The sequence below is a fragment of the Paenibacillus ferrarius genome, assembly GCF_002027705.1.
GTDB lineage: Bacteria > Bacillota > Bacilli > Paenibacillales > NBRC-103111 > Paenibacillus_E > Paenibacillus_E ferrarius.
In genome coordinates, this window is the sequence record NZ_MBTG01000018.1 from 67,241 (window position 1) to 87,655 (window position 20,415).

Annotated in this window: 11 protein-coding genes and 1 pseudogene; 4 read left to right on the forward strand and 8 right to left on the reverse strand. The window is 43.0% G+C overall.

The features are described from left to right. Positions 1-14 precede the first annotated feature (14 nt). The gene (locus BC351_RS20080; protein ID WP_079414515.1) at positions 15-902 is read left to right on the forward strand and encodes a DMT family transporter; all 888 of its coding nucleotides are present in this window, start codon (positions 15-17) and stop codon (positions 900-902) included. A 217-nt stretch (positions 903-1,119) separates the two neighbouring features. Here BC351_RS20080 and BC351_RS20085 read toward each other — a convergent pair whose 3' ends face one another. Further along, entirely contained in the window at positions 1,120-1,515 is a 396-nt protein-coding gene (locus BC351_RS20085; RefSeq protein ID WP_079414516.1) for a copper chaperone Copz family protein, read from the reverse strand. Between the two features lie 159 nt (positions 1,516-1,674). Between BC351_RS20085 and BC351_RS20090 the strand changes: the two genes are divergently transcribed. Next, positions 1,675-2,514 (forward strand): YitT family protein, encoded by an 840-nt coding sequence (locus tag BC351_RS20090; RefSeq protein WP_079414517.1) that lies wholly within the window; start codon positions 1,675-1,677, stop codon positions 2,512-2,514. A 912-nt stretch (positions 2,515-3,426) separates the two neighbouring features. Here the strand turns inward: BC351_RS20090 and BC351_RS20095 are convergent. From BC351_RS20095 to BC351_RS20120, 6 genes are all read right to left on the reverse strand, one after another. Then, a complete protein-coding gene (locus BC351_RS20095) occupies positions 3,427-3,897 on the reverse strand; it encodes a GNAT family N-acetyltransferase (protein WP_079414518.1) in 471 nt (156 codons plus the stop codon). A 20-nt stretch (positions 3,898-3,917) separates the two neighbouring features. Next, entirely contained in the window at positions 3,918-4,370 is a 453-nt protein-coding gene (locus BC351_RS20100) for a MarR family winged helix-turn-helix transcriptional regulator (protein WP_079414519.1), read from the reverse strand. 320 nt (positions 4,371-4,690) lie between these two features. Continuing rightward, entirely contained in the window at positions 4,691-5,185 is a 495-nt protein-coding gene (locus BC351_RS20105) for a hypothetical protein (RefSeq protein WP_079414520.1), read from the reverse strand. 568 nt (positions 5,186-5,753) lie between these two features. Beyond that, positions 5,754-6,845, reverse strand: coding sequence for an NAD(P)/FAD-dependent oxidoreductase (locus tag BC351_RS20110; protein WP_208629802.1), 1,092 nt, complete (start codon positions 6,843-6,845; stop codon positions 5,754-5,756). 1,124 nt (positions 6,846-7,969) lie between these two features. Beyond that, positions 7,970-11,467 carry an Ig-like domain-containing protein gene (locus tag BC351_RS20115; protein ID WP_079414521.1) on the reverse strand — a complete coding sequence of 1,166 codons (3,498 nt, stop codon included), beginning with the start codon at positions 11,465-11,467 and terminating at the stop codon, positions 7,970-7,972. A 746-nt stretch (positions 11,468-12,213) separates the two neighbouring features. Further along, positions 12,214-17,226, reverse strand: a complete 5,013-nt coding sequence (locus BC351_RS20120; protein ID WP_144028468.1) for an NHL domain-containing protein — start codon at positions 17,224-17,226, stop codon at positions 12,214-12,216. A 1,272-nt stretch (positions 17,227-18,498) separates the two neighbouring features. Between BC351_RS20120 and BC351_RS44375 the strand changes: the two are divergent. Beyond that, a pseudogene (locus BC351_RS44375) lies at positions 18,499-18,629 on the forward strand (glycosyl hydrolase family 95 catalytic domain-containing protein); the annotation flags it as partial. Between the two features lie 185 nt (positions 18,630-18,814). Here the strand turns inward: BC351_RS44375 and BC351_RS20130 are convergent. Next, complete coding sequence (locus tag BC351_RS20130) at positions 18,815-19,366, reverse strand: amidohydrolase family protein (protein WP_079414524.1); 552 nt, start codon at positions 19,364-19,366, stop codon at positions 18,815-18,817. 257 nt (positions 19,367-19,623) lie between these two features. On the opposite strand from BC351_RS20130, the gene BC351_RS20135 reads away from it, so the two are divergent. After that, positions 19,624-20,400, forward strand: coding sequence for a helix-turn-helix domain-containing protein (locus BC351_RS20135; RefSeq protein WP_144028469.1), 777 nt, complete (start codon positions 19,624-19,626; stop codon positions 20,398-20,400). Positions 20,401-20,415 lie beyond the last annotated feature (15 nt).

The following is a 20,415-nucleotide window of genomic DNA, read 5'->3' on the forward strand; positions in this document are numbered from 1 at the left end:
AGGAATCCACTTCTATGCTTCGTTCTTACTTATTATTAATTTTTTGCGTTACCGTTTGGGGGAGCAACTTTGTCTTTGGCAACATGCTTGCCAAACAGTTCTCCCCCTTGTTTCTAGCCATGGCTCGCTTATTGTTCATCTCCTTGTTTCTACTGGGTTATACACGGATTCGACACCGCTTCGTTCCCGTTGGCAAACAAGAGTGGAAGCTGCTTATCTTACTCGGCCTGATTGGCGTTTTTATAAACCAGTGGTCCTTTTATCAAGGCTTGCAAACGGCCGACCCGACCACCTCAGCGCTTATTCTAGCGCTAACTCCTATTACGACAGCCCTTTTAGCAGCCTTATTTTTAAAAGAAGCTTTAACGGTAACGATGCTAGCTGGCTCGCTTGTGGCAATCTCGGGTGTATTTCTCGTCGTTAATAATGGCGGGAAGCTGGCATTTCATATAGGCCACCTCTGGATCTTTATCACGATGATTACATTTGCCATCTCCATTGTATTAGTGCGTCTGCTGGCTCGCAGGCTGACCCCCATTATTACCACGCTGTATTCGACCTTGGTCGGGTTCGGCACGATGGTGCCGGTCGTACTGGCGGGTGGGACAGGCTGGAACATCAGTCATGAAGCTTGGGCATGGGCTTTGCTAATTATTACCGCTATTCTAATGCACGGAATAGTTACCCTCATTTGGAACAGCCAACTGCAAAAGGTTGGCGCGGCGAAGGCAGCGATGTTCTCGAACCTGGAACCGTTTGTCGCGATGATAGTTGGCTATGTAATACTCGGCCAGCTCGTTACCTCGCAGCAAATGATTGGTTCCTTATTCATCGTTGGCGGCGTTACCCTGGCATCCTTAACTCTTTCCAAAGGAAAGTCACAGAGGGTGCTTCCCCAGTGAGCAGATTAAAGGTTCTGGTGCAAGGATTTAAAAAAGTTCGTGGTTACCCGACACTAAACCAAATATCTTATTTAGCCATTCAACAGCAGTAAGGGCAGGCGAATTATCATCGGCCTGCCCTTTCCTTATCATATGATAAAGCCACGCTTATCAAGAAATTCCTCATAGACAATGCTGAAATGGCTTGTTCATATTTCGATCATTAGAAAGAACGTGATTATACCTCTTTGAGACCCCGCACAAATGAGTTCACATTCCTTAAGCAGCATGCCCCTTGCGGGTTGTTTACTTCGCATCCGCAGCGTCCCGCCTGAACGTGTGCTTTGATTTGGTTCGCAGGTTGTTGGTCAGTGCCTGACGTTTGAAGAAGGCGCTCTCTCGTCCAATCAAAACAGTAACACACTGGTACATCCATGCTGAAGTAAACAATAGAGCAAGCAGAGTTTGAACAGAATAGGTAAGAGTTCTCAGGTGCAATGGTTTCTAATGCCGACGCTTTAAGCAGGGACTTGAGCGTTATAAGTTGCACATTCTTGCCTTTTTTACCGCAGGAAGGGCATTCCAGAGCCACCCCGCGGCAAGCTCCCTCACTACGTCTAAACCTACCTTCAATGAAGTCTGTCTTTAATCTGTTAAATTGTTAGCATGGTAGCATGGTAGTATAACTCCTTGAGAAGTTATGAAGGCCGTGTTTAAATGTAACAATAGCATGAAATGACACGATAGGCTTGCGTCATGGCTTAGTACCATAGCGAGAAAGAAGGCTATAGAAGTGAAAAGAACATTCATAGATTTGTTAATGATAACAGTTGGTGCACTAGCTTTTGCGTTGGGCATTAATGTGTTTGTCATCCCTCACGAGTTGGGCGAGGGGGGTGTGGTTGGCATTACTATCATTTTATATTATTTGATGGAATGGTCTCCAGGTTGGACAAGTTTGATTATTAATCTGTTACTGTTGGCAATTGGATGCCGTTTGTTAACAAGAAAGACAGTATTATATACAATCGTTGCCGTTTCTCTCCATTCGTTGTTTCTTCATCTGACCCAGGGTTGGCATATTGCTTCAAACGATTTAATTGTGAGTTCCATTTTCGGAGGGGCTATGATTGGATTTGGCATCGGACTTATAGTTAGGGTAGGAGGTACGACTGCTGGCACTGTTATTATAGCGAAGTTGATGAACAAGTTCTGGGACTGGAATATCAGTTTTGCGTTGTTGTTGTGCGATGTTCTTGTAGCAATGTCCTCTTACTTTATCATTGGCCCCGAAAGACTGATGTTCACCATTATTATGCTTTTCGTAGCTACCAAAGTGATGGAGTTCGTGATAGAGGGATTGAACCCAACGAAATCTATAACGATTATTTCCAAAAAACAAGACCAAATAGCTCAACAAGTAAACACTCTTATGGATCGAGGTGTTACGGTCTTAAGCGGTCATGGTTATTATACGAAGACTTCCATGAATATTCTCTATATTATAGTCAAGAAACAGGAGGTTGCCCTGCTGAAGAACATCGTAAAATCCGCGGATCACGAAGCTTTCATGACGGTTCAAAATGTGCAGGATGTGTTCGGTAAAGGTTTTGTCGACATTCAAAATTCCTAAAAAGTATAACCAGTTTGAACAAAACACATTTTTTCACAAAAAGGATTTGCTTTCTCTTTCTTTTCCCAAACGGTCTTAGTCTGCCGCTGTTATCATTGAACTAACGATTCTCGAGAGATCTAATCTTCATTTAAGAAAGTTTACTGGCCTAAGAAGCTCGATGGATTTCGAGGTAAATTGCATGAATTACAACTTAGTTTTGAAATACTTCTAACAAATACGTAGAAGGCTCATTCTACTGACAGAAGACCACATAGGACACGAGAGATAATTATCATTGACTTATTTACTTGGTTTATTCTCTAGATTGTAAGTTTTCGGTTTTAAGAAATCTGTATACAAAGTGTGCACTCACGTACGCAGCATATGGTGATGACTATCTCTGTTCCGTTGTGGCACAATGTTAAGCCCTATTTCAGGCTTGAACTTGGCGTAGGCACTCTTATTAACATATATTTAATACAGTCATGTTTAAACTAAAGGAGGTTGATGCTCACCAAGATTCAAATCACCAGCAAGTATCTCTTACTTATCTGGACTAATAAAGAATGTTCCCCATCTGACCGTGTGAGTGCGCTGGTTTTCACCAACTTAAATTGTTACCGGTAGCCCAGAGAAAGGAGCAACCTCGTCATTCTTTTTTATTATTTCTGCTATTAAATTTTTCCAATCATGTCTTTGGTCTTCTGTTATGTTTCTATCGATGTCATCAGAAAGCAATTTCACATCAAACTCAAGAAGATATCTATTAAGTCCGTATCTATAATCTGCAGTGTTATTAATACCTCTAGGACATTTCCCATGCGCCTCGTCTTGAGTTTAACATTACCAAACTCGCCATTGCACGCCTAGCGACTGCAACTCGCTTGTTCACGAGAGGGTTCATCTATTTTTTGCAATGGTTTTTGTTTCTTAATTTTTTAACTCTAACTCCATTTTCAAATCAGCTTCTAGATATTTGTTATTCCCTATTGGAACAAACGAAAACCCGAATTTCTTATACAATTCTATTGCAGCAATTAGTTTCTGATTTGTAAAGAGTATTATTTTTTGAGCATCTTCAAGCCTAGATGTCTCTATACATTTTTCCATTAATCTTCTTCCTATTTTCAACCCTTGATATTTTTCTGTTACTGCAAGCTTTGCCAATTCGAATGTATTTTCTTTTTCTAATTTAATTAATGATACTGTTCCTACTATTTCATTATTGTATTGGGCAAAGAAAATAAAGCCTCCATCATTTAATACAGCTTCTTCTGGATTATTTATTATTCTCTCATCTTCAGGTTCAACATTAACGTATTTTTCAAGCCACTCGTAAGAGAGTCGTATTAAATCTTGCTTGTAATCACTTTTGTATGGAACAATTAATAATTCAGTCATCAAAAATCCCCCTGTATGATTTAATAGTCGCGCTTAATTCCACGTTTTACTACTTGCCAATCCGGCTCAATATTTTTTTTCATTCTTTCAAGCATTGATAATAAGATTATTTTTTCTTCTTCATCAAAACCTCTCAGTGCTACTTCACTTGAATAATCATTTTCTCTTTTTAAAAATGAATATATCTCTTTCCCTTTATCAGTAGGGAAAAGTTGGCGTTCTTTTTTATTTATAGGGCTTTCTCTTTTTACAATCCATCCATCTGTCTCTAATTTTTTTATCGACTTGGCAACAGAAGTACGATCTATGTTAAGTAATTCAGCTAACTCTCCTTGAATGATGCCAGGATTTTCGTTTATTCTTACTAAATATAAATATTGACCTTTCCCCAAATCCAACTCTTTAAATTCAATATTACTTATTGTTTCAAAACATCTTGAGATTTGACCAATTTTCCTAAGTATTTGTTGCATAGTACCCCCATTTTCCTAAGACAATAATTTACGGTTAGCAAAGATAAGTATAAACATTTTTTGTTGAATTTTCAACAATATAGTTGAAAATTCAACAAAAAATCAAGTTGATAGTCTTAATTCAAACCGTTCGCTACTATGCTTTTGGTTTGAATAACCTGTTTATAGTTGTCTGCCAACCTTGGTTCCCGCGGCGGACATAAAAGAAAACCACCCTACGATGGTTAGTCGCAAGGTGGCATTGCACATATTTTGTAATGTGATATAAGTAGGGCCGAAGGTGTCTCTTAGTATTGTAATACTTTCTGTTCTGTTCATCGTTACTCCCCTTGTAGAAATAAATTCACATCTTGCTTTATCCAAAACTTTAAATGTACAGGGATACTATCCAAAAAATTCTCGTATTTCCCGATCCAACCGAATGGTATACAGTCTTCATATGATGCTGGCTCAGGATAATAAGATATTAACTTCTTTTTATCAAAATCTACATATAATGATGGAACCATATCAGAAATATGACTATACATTTTTTGCTCCAGCATCCTTGTCAATTCTTTCGTAAGAGCTTCCAAGTCAATGATTTTATTGAGAAAATCCCCTGCAGTATTCTCATTTAGAATATCAATATCAAATCTTTCTGAGAAGTCCTCAGAGTTTTGAATTTGAAATCCTCTATTAATATAAGCAGCAATACGCTTTCGTAAATCTAAAAACCATAATTCCTTATCTGTTATATACCATCTATACGTTGTATTGTATTTTACAAGTACTATTATTGTTTCAGCATACTTAGGCATATCTGATTTCTGCAAGATGATCTTCTCCTCAATTTATAGTTTTATTATCTTGCTTCTTATTCACTATCAGTAATATTATTTATTTACTATTTTACCATACTCTTGGAGCCATTCAGCCCAAGGAGCAGGTAATTCATATGATGTTCCTGGCTTTAGATTTCTATAAGACTCATTGTCGTTTTTTGTCGAATATTTCAAAATTATTGTAAAAGTTTAGGTGAATTCCGTTTTCCGGGATTAGTTTTGTTATTTCTTCTTCTTTTTGTGGGTGTCTTTGTTGGGTGACAATTAAGTTTTGAAGTGCAAGAAACCAGCAAACATAAGAGTTTGCTGGCTTTTCTTTAAAAATTGATTTACAAATAGAGTTTTGAAGTGGTGTTTTCGGGCAAAAAACTTGAATTACAAATAAGTTTTGAAGTACTTCTTACAAACATTATATTCCCGACTAAATTCAAAGAAAAAAGACACCGCCCTTTTTTGTTTTTCAGGCGATGTTTTCAAAATATGAAACGTTCTTTCTACGACACAACTTGGCACCCGCTTCCGCATGTGCTGTCAAATCCATAAAAAACAATAATAGAGTTCATTCATCAAGGTCGCTTTTCAGGGGTACAGAAGTCATGTCTTCGACGATGAATCTAGATAATCGGCAACATTCCAATTCATTCATCTTCACGTCGTCTATAATCTCATTCGCAGCCAAGCGGCTAACAATAGGAGCTAGCGTAATGGCTGAATGCATAACTGAAAGATATAGACCTCCTATCTGTTCATGAAATCCAACAATAGGATAACCGTCTTCTGGCATAGGTCTCCATCCTACCTTGATACTTTCCAACTCCAAATTCTCACCTCCATTTAAATGGTGGCGAAGGGTTTCAAAAGCTCTTTTTCCGATTGCTTCTGGCCCGTTTTCTTCAGACTCATCTATATAATCTTCCGCAGCTAGTATAATATCATTTGTTAGTTGCCTTGCTTCAAATTTTGAATTAGAAATTAAAGTATGAATTAACTTTTCTTTTGATTTCATGCGAATTATGATTGAAGGCGACGGAGCAACAGGAACATCGAAGCCTAATGGTTTACAGAGCTCGGGTAAATTTGCACCAGTAGCTAATACAATAATATCTGATTCTATAAAACCAATTGAGGTGTAAACACCAACAACATTAGAACTCTCTTTTTTTATTTGCGTAACTTTTGTATCGAACAGTATATTGGCCCCATTTTCTTCTGCTTTTTTTAACAAAAGCTTTGTTGTTAATGCCGGATCTACTGCGCCTTCTCCATAAGCAAAGCTAGCCTCTTCTGGATATTCCTTTAAATTAGGTTCTAATTCTATGATTTGTTTCCGATTCAGTTTTTGTATATGAGACTTCTCCACATTTGCAGGTACTCCCCATGTCAGTGCTCCGTTCCAATTTACCTTTAAATCAGGCAGATCTTTTTCTAATGAATGATATTCTGCTAATGTTGCATCGTATAGATGTCGAAATTTTTTTGAAACTCGACCTGACGAATTAATCCAAGCGAAAGATTTTCCAGTTACTTCACATGCTGCTGTTGAATTACACTCGATTACAGTAACATCCTGATTCCGTTTTGATAAGTTATATGCCATTGATGCACCAACAATACCTGCACCTATCACTACAATTTTTTGTTTCCTGATCATGCACGCCTCCTCTTGACAACCAGTGCTTACTAACTACCTTCCGCAGAGGTCGTGATATTTTAGATTATATAAGACCGAGTGACGGGGAGCTGCCTCCGACGCATGACGCGCCGCATCGCAAGAGCTTGAATAAAAAGATGTTAATTTTGAGTGGGACTCTCAGTCAGTGGAGTCGGGAGAAATCACTTCCCACTTTCCAGCACCATGACCCGACGGTCTTCACTCAGGTTAATGTTGACTTCCACTCACGTTCCCATATGCTATCATTTAACATGAACTGAGTTCACTATTTAAATACTGTAACATATTGCTCTAATCTATCGGCAGGAAATAATGATTATAACTAATCATTACTATCCAATTTCTCAACCGTAGCCAAACCCAGCAAGATGGCACCACGCTAATCTGCCCGTCCCTCGGTTTTAATGGTTTATCTCACTATGCGGGAACAGAAGAAACGCTTTGGAACCTTTCTCCATTCGTTTTTATCCTGCACACATACTCCACTTTCTCCTTGGTGTTCACCATCCCATGGCTCGACGGGTCTATGCCCTTACATTCATACGGGGCTTTCGCAGGTTAAGTTCATTGGAATGTGAAATAGTAATTCACTAGGCAATGGGGTAGGGTCGATTGAAGCATTGCATTACTTGGACGTTGAACAACTCGATCCTTGCAACTTTATTGTCTATCAGCGGATTATTAAAGATAATCCCAACGGTCGTGTTGTTGGGAGACAATTAGGTTTTGAAGTGCAAGAAACCAGCAAATTCAAGGATTTGCTGGTTTCTTTGTGAAAATTTAATGACAAACAAAGTTTTGAAGTGATTCTAACGATCCAAAAAGCTGAAATACAAATTAGTTTTGAAGTACTTCTGACAAATTAATTAAAACCAAACCACATCTTTTTTCCAAAATGGAAAGACTGGTGTACTACCGATCCCTTTCTTTTCAAACTTTCATTTGCACATTTGGCTTGCCGGAGCTTTTCTCGAAGAAATGACCCACCTTACCTCTTGTCCTGATATTATATCGCCTGCTCCGGGTGGCAAACAAATGGCTAAAGATGCACCTAAAAAATAGAAAAAAACTATTTTTAGCGTCAATCCTTGCTTTTCCAATCACTAAATTAACTTGGATTTTTGTAGAAACCTTTGAATAATAGTTGCAACCTCTGCCCGAGAGATGTTATCATTCGGCGCCAACCGGCCGCTGTTTCTGCCTGACACAACTCCTGCCTGCAAGCAATCCGCAATCCCGCTTTTCGCCCAATCCGATACCAGCTTCGCATCTGCGAATGACATCAGCAGCTTCTCTGTATCTGCAGACGGAAATTTGTCTTTAAGTCCGGTTAGCCTCATCGCTCTTGCGATGATCGCCATGGCCTGTTCCCGGGTAATGCTGTCATTCGGACGGAATGTGCCATCTTCGAATCCGCTGATCAGATTATACGCGTAGGCAGTTTGCACCACACTGCTGTACCAATCTGATGACTTTACGTCTTTAAAACGTGCGGTGCCATCCCCCTTCTTAATGCCTAATCCTCTTACCATAATCGCCGCAAACTCCGCACGCGTAATCGCTTGATCGGGAGCAAACAGGCCATTGCCCGTACCATTAATAACCATGCGGGAGCCCATATCGTTTACAGCATTTTTCGCCCAGTGGTTCTCTACATCAGTGAATGCCAGAGGGTGCCAGATCACGGAATACGTGCTGTTCGTCAAACTATTCATTTTGGCATAGTAGGTACCGTCAATCTTGCTAACTACCGTTGGTACATGACGAACGGTTCCGTCCTTATCTACGACAACGCCTGTTGTGATTCGATTCGGGTCTACCCCAGCAGGAATGGCTATGGTTCGTTCTACATAAGCGTTGAACTTGGAAACTTCAATCGTCTTATCCCCGTATACGCCAGTAACTGTGAAATTGTACGTTGGAGCAATGATCGTAAATTGTCCTTGTGCTGCCGAGTTTTCTAAGAGTTGCGTAGTTTCTGCTGTAGATTTGGAAATCTCAATCCTTATTTTAATATCTTGCAGGTTCATGCTCTTGCCTAATTGCCCCGATATGGCGTCAATGTTAATCTGTTGTGCAGGCAGCGTATACGATGCTTGCTCTGTTTGGATGACGACCAGTGCCTGCTTTTGCTCCATGCTCTTGACCATCTGTCCGGTCAATTCTCCGATCAGAACGGCAGAGCTCGTCTTCACCGGAATGGTAATCACCGCATGCTGACCTTCCGCTGCCAGCCTATCGTCCAGCTTCTTCGCATCAATCGCTACCGTTGTAATGGATCGGTCATTGACTATGGTAGTGGTGGCGATGCCTGCATGTTCAACTTTCCCGTTCACATAAATTTCAACCACGTTGGCAGCAGCAGCAGCAGGTGTACTGCTTCCCCCACCACCTCCGCGGTCTTCTCCGATTTCGCTAGGAGAGGCTGATTTCACGGTTACCAGGCTTGTTGCTGTCTTGCCGCCGTCTTCCGTTATAACGGTTATCGTCGCCGTTCCTGCCGCCTTTGGCGTCACCACGCCCGTTGCATCAACGGTTGCCACGCTTTCATTACTGCTGCTCCATGTGACTTTCTTATTGGTCGCGTTACTCGGATACACCGTTGCCGTAACGGTTGCCGCACTTCCTCCCGCCGCCAAGCTCAACGTTGAAGGGTCCAGCACTACGCTTGTTACGGCTATGACTTCTGCTTGTACGGTCACCTCACTCGTTGCCGTCTTGCCGCCGTCTTCCGTTGTAACGGTTATCGTCGCCGTTCCTGCCGCCTTTGGCGTCACCACGCCCGTTGCATCAACGGTTGCCACGCTTTCATTACTGCTGCTCCATGTGACTTTCTTATTGGTCGCGTTACTCGGATACACCGTTGCCGTAACGGTTGCCGCACTTCCTCCCGCCGCCAAGCTCAACGTTGAAGGGTCCAGCACTACGCTTGTTACGGCTATGACTTCTGCTTGTACGGTCACCTCACTCGTTGCCGTCTTGCCGCCGTCTTCCGTTGTAACGGTTATCGTCGCCGTTCCTGCCGCCTTTGGCGTCACCACGCCCGTTGCATCAACGGTTGCCACGCTTTCATTACTGCTGCTCCATGTGATTTTCTTATTGGTCGCGTTACTCGGATACACCGTTGCCGTGACGGTTGCCGCGCTTCCTCCCGCCGCCAAGCTCAACGTTGAAGGATCCAGCACTACGCTTGTTACGGCTATGACTTCTGCTTGTACGGTCACCTCACTCGTTGCCGTCTTGCCGCCGTCTTCCGTTGTAACGGTTATCGTCGCCGTTCCTGCCGCCTTTGGCGTCACCACGCCCGTTGCATCAACGGTTGCCACGCTTTCATTACTGCTGCTCCATGTGACTTTCTGATTGGTCGCGTTACTCGGATACACCGTTGCCGTGAGACTTCCTGTTGCTCCTCCAGCTGTTAGAGTCATTGTTTCCTTATCCAGCGTCACATTCGTTACCGCTGTAGCAGTTGGAGGAAGAAACGCCATAACCGTGGCTTTATATTCTTTCGCTTCATCCGAATACGCTACATACGGTATTCCGTTCGCGTCAATCGCAAGCGAAAGAGGATCAGCTGAAGCTTCCGAGAAGCCTTCGGTTCCTACCGTCTCCCAATTTGCCCCATTAAACTTCATTACCGTTGCTTTTTGGCCGTTCTCCATATCAATGTACGATACGTAGGGTGTTCCACCCGGTGCAAGTGCAAGCGAAAGGGAAGCTACTTGACTGGCTGAGAAATCGGCATTCCCTACGACTTCCCAAGCGGATGTAAACTTCATAACAATTGCTTTGCCAGCCCCACCATCCCGAAAAGCGAAGTACGGTGTTCCATCCCGTGCAATCTTAACCGATGTGAGGCTAGCAGACGTACCTGTAAAACCTGTAAATCCCACGTACTCCCAGCTTATCCCATTGAACTTCATCACTGATTCTAACTCATCTTTACCTAAATCATGATAGGCTACGTAAGGAGTTCCATCAGGAGCAATCGCCAGTGATATAAAAGAATACTCACCTTCGTTGAATCCTGTTTTTTCAAATACCTTCCAATTTGAACCATCGAACTTCTTAACTGTTACTACGTAATAATTACCGCTTCCATCCAGATACGCTACGTATGGCGTTCCATCAAGAGCAATTGCAAGCGAAAGATCACTAGCCACGCCTGTAGAGATGCCTCCTGCAGCTCCTACTGGCTCCCATTGCTCCCCATTAAGCTTCATCACCATTGCTTTTCCGCCGTTTTGGTTATCTTGATAGGCAACATACGGCGTTCCATCCGGTGCAATCGCCAGCGAAATGTGCATAGTCTTGCCAGTCAAACCTGCATTCCCTGCCAACTCCCAGCTTGATAACGTCTTGTTAAACTTCATAACAGTAACTTTATCTGTATAGGACTCCGGATACGCTACGTACGGCGTTCCATCAGGAGCAATCGCAAGCGAAGCAGTGTAAATATTTTTTTTTGAAAAGCCGGCATTCCCTACTAATTTCCAAGATGAACTTGCATACGCGATATTCTTGGACGAACTCCAAGCAAAGGTAGAAAAGACGAGGAAAATTGAAAGCAAAAATATAGAGACTGATTTCATTTTAAGCATAAAGTATTATGTCCCCCCGGAGATTAATGTACAGCTTCGAATTTTTGAATAGCCCATTATGCCAATAAGGATGAATCCCGAGCAGTGGCTTGGTAAATTCACAATTCACCATTGCAATGGCTGGCGAGTGTCCCCCTCGGCTGCTCATTCCCCTTATCTTAAAACTGCGATATTTCGATAAATGTGTTCCCTAATTCGACATCATGCACATCGAATCTGAACCGAATTTGAACATCGCCAAACCCTTCCTTTTAAGGCATGAAATTAGACTCCTACCCGTTTGAAACAAAAGCTCGCCTACACGAATGTTGCAGCTACTGTCATTGAATCATCTTGTAAGGACAATAAAAACCGGATTTGCCTGAAGTTCCAATAATACCGCTATCACGCTATGTTCACGCCCCCATCTTAACCGACATTCTATCAAACGACTCTCACAAAATTCTCACAAAACCGCGAAAGACTGTCGAAAAAAAGCAAAAAAGCAGAGATAATGACTCTCCGCTTTAAGTCCTTGTGCCTATTAACTTCAACCTTGTGCCGCGTCAACGAGATCAGCCATTTTGCCCAATCCCTTGAATGATATTATCTCCTTGTTCTTCCCAGTCAGGCTTTCGGATGACGCCTGCTACTGGAATTTATCCAATAGGAGCTCAACTAAGGATAAATTTAAAATATAGCAACACCGCCGATTGAGAGTTCTATTTCTCAACCGGCGGTTTTCTAAAACTCAATCTCTATATTGATTAATCTATCAAATTAGATTTTTTCAATAATCTTTCAACAATAACAGCAATCTCTGCTCTTGTGATATTTTGATTTGGTGCTACTGTTGAATTTGTTTTTCCGTTAACAATACCAGCATTTACGCAAGTGGCTACAGCAGATTGTGCATAGTTTGCTATATCATTTGCGTCAACGAATTTCGCAAGGGAGGAAACGGTACTATCTCCGTTTAGTTTTGTAATGTTCATCACTCTTGCAATCATCACCATTGCGTCTTGCCGTGTAATATTTCCGTTAGGGTTGTATTTGTTTTGTTCAACACCTTGTACAATGCCATACTCATAAGCCGCTTGTACATAACCTGCAAACCAATCATTTGTTGTAATATCAGCAAATGAAGAAGTGTTGGCAGATGGTCTTAGTCCAAGTGCATTGACGATAATAGCCGCAAATTCTGCACGAGTCATATCTTTGCTAGGGTCGTACGAGTTATTTCCAACTCCTCCTACAACCATTTTAGAACCCATATTATTGATTGAAGATTTTGCCCAGTTGTTTGCAACGTCGCTAAATGCAACAGGGTGTGATACAACAGCATATGTGCTGTTTGTTAAGCTTTTAATTTTTGCAAAGTGTTTGCCATCTATTGTTGCTACAGTCGTTGGAACATGGCGTACTGCACCATTTGGATCGATGGCAACACCTGTGCTAACCTTGCTAGGGTCAACACCATCAGGAAGCGCAATCGTACGCTCAACAAAGGAACTAAACTTGCTAATATCTACTGTTTGACTATTATATGTGCTAGAGATATCAAAGTTTATCGGTGCTGTCAAGACAGCCATATTGTTTTTAGCAGCTGCATTTGAAACAAGCTGCGCTTGCTCGCTTGAAGCATTAGAAATTGAAACATTTATTTGGATGTCTGAAAGAGTTACATTTTTGCCAAGAGCATTTGAAATTGCACTGATGTTGATTTGTGAAGCAGGTAGGGTATATGACGCAACTGGTGTTTGGATAACAAGAGCTGCTGATCTGCCCTCCATATTTTTAAAATCCTGTCCGACAAGTTGTACACTCATTATGTCTGATGTTTGTGTGAACGGAATCGTGAATGTTGAACCGTCAGCACTGCTATTTAATTGAGCTGTCAAACTAGCTGAGTCAACTGAGAAAGAAGTATTTGTTCTACCATCGCTTGTTTTGCTTGGAGTAACTTTTCCTGATAGGGTACCGTTGATTGTTGTTGGAGTAGTGCCGCCAGTGCTGCCTCCGCCAGTGTTGTCCCCGCCAGTGTTGTCTCCACCAGTGTTGCCTCCACCAGTGTTGCCTCCGCCAGTGTTGCCTCCACCAGTGTTGCCTCCGCCAGTGTTGCCTCCACCAGTGTTGCCTCCGCCAGTGTTGCCTCCGCCAGTGTTGCCTCCACCAGTGTTGCCTCCGCCAGTGTTGCCTCCGCCAGTGTTGCCTCCGCCAGTGTTGTCTTTAGTCGAATAAAGTGCACGTATTACGTGATTTCCCGTATCACCTATATAAATACCACCATCAGGTCCAACAGAAATTCGGGTAGGTTGACTAAGCTTGGCGGATGTAGCAACATCTCCGTCGCCGCTATAACCTGCTTTACCAGTTCCTGCAACTGTTGTAATAACACCTGTTGTTTTATTCACCATGCGGATGGCATGGTTTCCTTGATCTACAATATACATATTGTCTGCCGAGTCAAATGCAATGGAAGAAGGATTAGTAAGCTGGGCCAATGCAGCGCTACCCCCGTCGCCACTATAGCCTTTCAAACCATTTCCTGCAACGGTTGTAATAATACCTGTCTTTTCATTCACCATGCGTATTCTGTTGTTACTATAGTCTGCAATATACAAATTCCCTGCCGAGTCAAGCGCAACCCCTTCAGGGTTATAAAGTCGAGCATCTGTAGCAGCGCCGCCGTCGCCGCTATAGCCGAATCCTCTACTATTTCCTGCAACTGTTGTAATAATGCCCGATGTATCCACCTTACGTATGGCATGGTTGCCGCCATCTGCAATGTACATGTTTCCTTTAGTGTCAAATACAACTCCAAAAGGATAATTAAGCATAGCGGATGTAGCCGGACCATAGTCACCGCTATAACCTTGATAACCAACTTTTTCGCCTTGGAAGTATCTTCCAGTTCCTGCGACTGTATCGAGAAGATTTGTTGTTGCATCCACCTCACGTATGACATGATTTAACATATCTGCAATATACAGATTTCCAGATGGGTCAAAGGCAACTTCCATAGGGCTAAAAAATCTGCCCGCACTCGCATCCATTCCGTCCCCCCCGTAACGGGAACCGCCCGGTCCTCCTGTCACTGTCGAAATATTTCCGGATTTGTCCACTTTGCGTATTGCGCCGTTTCCGGTATCTGCGATGTACATATTCCCTTTAGAGTCAAATGCAACGTTGCCGGGATTCGATATTTGGGCAGATGTAGCTGGTCCTCCGTCACCGCCGTACTTCATGGTATGATCTCCGACTACTGTTTTGATGTAGTAAGTAGGCGGTTTTGCATTCGGGCCAGCAGTTACTGCATTGGGAGCAGCGATACTCGCAGTTCCGCTATATCTTCCAGTGCCTGTAGCGACAGCATACAAATATTTGCCAACATCGGCTGAACTCGGAATGTAGGAAGCCGATGTGGCCCCCGGAATAGCCGTACCGTAAGTCGTGCTTGAAACAGTATTCGTGTACCATTGATATGTCGCCGTAACGTCAGTCGGCAACGCAGACGCAGTTATCGGTGTTCCAGATTGCGGGCTGTCGGAGTCGAGTTTTGCATCGGTGAAAAAAGTAGGTATATAAAGTGTATATACCGTGCTGTAGGATAAGCTGCTTGCATATATATTACCTTTCATATCAATGGCAAGGTTGTTGAAATTTGCCGAAGACTTGGTCGCTTCCGGCCCATATCCTGAACCATTCCCGGCAATTGTATGAATCTTGCCCGTTGGATCCACCATGCGCAATTTATTGTCGGCAATATATAAATTTCCTGCGGCATCAAAGATAAGAGCAGTAGGGCCATAAAGCTTAGCCTGTGTCGCTAGTGTTCCGTCGCCGCTATAGCCTTTTGTACCGTTTCCGGCAATTGTCGTAATATTCCCAGATGTATCTATTTTACGTATGACATAGTTGTTCGTGTCTGCGATATATACATTTCCTTTTGGATCACAGGCAATTGCGCTAGGTTGATTAAGCTTAGCCTGTATCGCCGCTCCTCCGTCTCCCTCATAGCCTGGTGTACCATTTCCGGCAATTGTCGTCATTTTCCCGGATTCATCCACCTTGCGTATGACATTGTTGCCGGTATCCGCAATATACATATTTCCTTTCAAGTCAAAGGTGAGCCCTTTAGGCTTATTAAGAAGATTGCCGGTATTCACAGGTAACCAATTTCCCATATATATCTCATTGGAATTGGTCGGTATAAAATACAAATTATCCTGCGGGTCAACGGCAATTGCATGAGGATAATTTTTGTAAGTAAAATTAACTGGCAGAGTTGAAATTGTGTCAGATGTATCTACTTTGCGTATGACAAAATTTATTGAATCCGCAATATATAGGTTTCCTGACGAGTCGACGGCAACTCCCTTCGGTTGATTAAGAAAGGCGGATGCCGCCGGTCCGCCATCTCCACTATAGCCCTGAGACCCTTGCCCGGCAAAGTTTCTGATGTAGTAGTTCGGCGCAGTGTTACTGCCAACGGTTACTGCGTTTGCAGTAACTGCACTTGCACTTCCAGCATAAAGACCTGTTGCTGTTGCGACTACATATAAATATTTGCCGACATCACTCGCAGTTGGGTCGTAGCTAGCCGATGTGGCGCCCGGAATAGCCGTACCGTAAGTAGCACTTGAAACTGTGTTCGTGTACCACTGATAACTAACCGTCGCATTAGATGGTTCAATTGAAGCGTTTAATGCTGTTCCTGTTTGCGGGCTGTCGGAGCCGAGTGTTGTACCTGTAAGAAAAGTAGGTATATAAAGCTCATACACGACATTATTTCTCCAATCGCAAACAAATATATTACCGTTAGGTCCAACTGTAATTCCGTAAGGGGAATTCAGCCCGGACATCATTGTCGACATATTGCCGGATGTATCTACTTTTCGTACTCTTCCATTACCAGCGTCTGAAATATATAGATTCCCGGCAGCGTCACTAGCAATCCCCTGAGGTTTATTAAGCTGAGCAGATGTCGCTGCTCCTCCATCACCCTTAAAGCCTGCAGTGCCATCTCCGACAATTGTTGTAATCTTGCCGTTTGTATCTACCTTGCGTATGGCATGATTGCCATAATCGGCGATATACAGATTTCCGGCTAAGTCAGTGGCAACTCCATAAGGCTCATTCAGCATGGCAGATGTAGCAGAAGCTCCGTCTCCGCTATATCCTTTTGTGCCATTTCCAGCAGCTACTGAAATATTCCCTGATTTATCCACTTTTTGTACGACATTATGTTGAGCATCTGCAATATACATATTATCATTCGAGTCAATGGTGATTCCGCGAGGAGTATCAAGAACATTCTTTCCATTCTTTGTAGTGTTTACCGTTGAATAATCACCAGTTTTTTTATCCAGCTTGCGTATGGCATTTTTGAACGTGTCTGAAATATATAGATTTTCTGCTGAGTCCGTAGCGATGCCTTGAGGAAGCTCAAGACCAGAACTTACTGATGAAATAGTACCGGATGAATCCACCTTACGTACCTTAAAATTGGTAGAGTCTGCAATATACATATTTCCAGATCGGTCAAAGGCAATTCCGGTAGGGTTTCCAAGGACAGCGGATGTAGCGGGGCCTCCATCACCCATATAAGGCGGAATAGCACCTCCATGTCCCCCAGCAACTACTCTGGCGTAGTACTTGGGTGCTTCATCTGCAGCATAAGCTTTGCTAAAATTAAAACCTGCGAACAAGCTAAAAAACAGTGTAATAACTAGACAGAAACTAATGCTTCTCTTTTGTGTGTTATTAATAATAATCACCTCATTTAAATTTTACCCATCTTCCGCTTGTCTTTTAGTGTAGAATATAGGGAGATAGGCGGTCGAATCGTTTCTTCGGTAAAACTGGCAACCCTGAATCTGACTGCTATTTACGAGCAAACCCACGCCAAGGAATCATTTGTTTTCATTCAATCAATCGCTACACTGCCTCTAAAGCTCTCCCTTCGTTAGTGTCATTACATTGTGACAGCGACTATTACGCCCCTTGATTCACAATATTCGCATAGAACCTGAACCTAATTTGAACATCGCAACACATTCTATCAAACCGTTCTCTCAAAATTCTCACAAACTTCGCCGAATTCTGTCGAAAAATATAAAAAGCAGGCAGAATGTCTTCTATCTGCAAATTTTTCATTTTTCTCCCTAAAATAAAATATGCGTTCACCCAAAGGAGTGAACGCAGCTGCTGGATAAGGTTACATGTCCTAGTTATCTTGGTACTATTCAAAACTTATTTGTCCCCCAACACGTGTTGTTGGGAGACAAATTGGTTTTGAAGTGCAAGAAGCCAGCAAACGCAATGGTTTTCTGGCTTTTCTTATAAAATCGATTTACAAATTAAGCTTTGAAGTGGTGTTTTGGAGTGAAAACCCTGAATTACAAATAAGTTTTGAAGTACTTCTTACAAAGTATTGACTGCAATCACATTGAACAAGCGTTCTGCTATACTTAATGACCTGAGCTGGTAATTTAGTGTAAGATTCACCATAATGTAATTAAGCACAAAGTTCATTTTGACTTTAATACATATTATCATATAAAGATAAAACCACTCCTTTGGTGTGGTTTCTTTGGGCTCTTCCGCTGTCCAAATGGCAGATATGGCTCTAAAGGACTCGTTATTAAAACGCATCTTTAAGCCATGGAAGCTTGCTCAGTATACCAAGAGCCGTTTTTTATCACTTCATTTGCGTGGAAAACGTTTGGGAAAAGCGAATCGAACGCCTTCAGCAAGATGAGCAAACGCAGCTGCAAGAAGGTGATGTCGTGAATATAGATGACACTTCCTGTGCCCATCCTTATGCGAAACAACTCCCATTTTTGTCGATCAGCAACTATAAGCGGCACCCAACGAATAGTAGGAGCTGGTCCGACTGAAGATGAACCTTCTTTCGATTTGTAGAGCCAATATTTCACGAGATATATTCAAGTAACAGACCTGCATTCCCTGCTTGTAGGTGTGCGGGGATGCTAGGCTGTTCGGATAGACCGGCTTCGGCATCGTGGCGGTTACGATGGGCGTACGAATCTGGCGGCGTCTATCCGAATTTATTCGACGCCCCTCCTCCGTTCCAGATCGACGGGAAATTTGGATTTACGGCTGGCGAGCCGAAATGCTGATGCAATCGCATACCGGCGCCATCCGTTTGCTACCTGCACGGTAGGCGTTCGCCAATCCCCGTTCGGGAATTTCACCCTAGAGATGACGCCCATGCTGGGCGTACATAAAAACAGTAACCGATAACTAATATCGACTACTGTTTTACTACTGAATTTATTGAATACACTAACAAGAAGTCAACGAGCTCTATAAAATCGCTTAGCATTGCCACCAAAGATGGCGTCATGATCGCGCTGCGTCAAGTAGGGGGGGAAGAGCCTTCAACAAAGCGTCATAAACCTCTCTGTAACTACAAGTCGTTAAACAAACAGGCCAATCACTCCCGAACATGATCCGATCTGTACCAAACACTTGGGTGACATGGTGCACATAAGGGACCAAGTCCTCCCAGCCCCAAATTTGTTGGTTTGCTTCCGTGACAAGACCGGACAGCTTGCACATAACGTTAGGGTAGGCAGCCATTTCTGTCATTTGTCTCTTCCAAGGGTCTAAGGCTTTCTCAGCGATAAAAGGCTTGGCCGCATGGTCGATCACCGCCCTGAGGGTCGGAAATACGCGCAATACCTCCAACATATAGGGTAGATGACGTGGCCTAAGCTGTAAGTCAATCGTAAATTCATCCCTGACTACCAACTCCAAATTTTTCATGACCTGAGTCTGAAGGATCCATTGATCAGGTAAATCCTGCAGCATCGGTCGAAAACCGAAAAAACCTTTGTGCTTTCTAAATTTGGCATATTGCTCTCCAACTCCAGCGAACTCAGATCCAGCCAGCCGACCACCCCGGCAATGCTGTCATATTTTTCATATAGTGACAGCATGAATTCAGTTTCTTCCAGTGTGGGCGCAGAGTCAGCCAACCGTAGTCTCCACGCGCTGTTTGCCAATAATGCTGATGCGCATCGATTCTCATATTCACCCCAACAGTATATCCGTATAGTAATAATAATAGTAGCCTAATATTCCCGTTATCCATGCACTAGGTTATACTATTTCATATACTTTTTTGCATTCAACAGGAGCGTGAATTCGTGACTAGGAAAATCCAGGTTATGCGTTACTATTATGGTAAACAAAGAGAGCAGTTTTCCCTAACAGAAGACACCTATGAAGGCTGGAGTATGCTTGCTGCGGAATCTGGCCGATTCTCCTTCGTTTTAGATGACAATGCACAAGAAAACCGGATTGCCGAATTCGGGGAGCTTGTTTTTTGTCCGCCAGGCCATACGTTGAGGCGTCTGGCTCTGGAACCGATCTCCTTTCATTTCGCTGAATTCACATTGTCCGGCCGCTGGACGCTACCCGATAAAGTACGCATTAAGGATGTTGGGAGACTCAGCTCCACGTTTCGTTATTTGCAAGAACAGCAGGAGGAGGATCTGAGCGATCAACTGAGGGAGGACGTTCAGCATCTATTCGAGGACCTGCTTTTCATGGCATATCGGGAGCAGCTCACAGCGCAACAAAAGCGATCTGGAACGATAGATCCATTGATGAATCAAGCTGCTGCTTACATCGAGACGCAGGCTCTCGAGCATGAATTATCTCTAAAGGGGGTGGCACTCACACTCGGTCTTAGTTCATCTCAGCTTACCCGGCGTTTTCAAGCTGTGTATGGCATGTCACCTGTCCGGTATGCAACCAAGATTCGACTGTCCCGAGCACGTTTGTTGCTAGCTGAAACTCCCGACACACTTGATGCTATTGCAGAGCAATGCGTCTTTCAGAATGCCTTTTACTTCAGCCGAGTCTTCTCGCAGCATATGCAAATAAGCCCTTCAGCATATCGAAGGACATTCCGTGTGTGAACAGGCAAAGAGCAG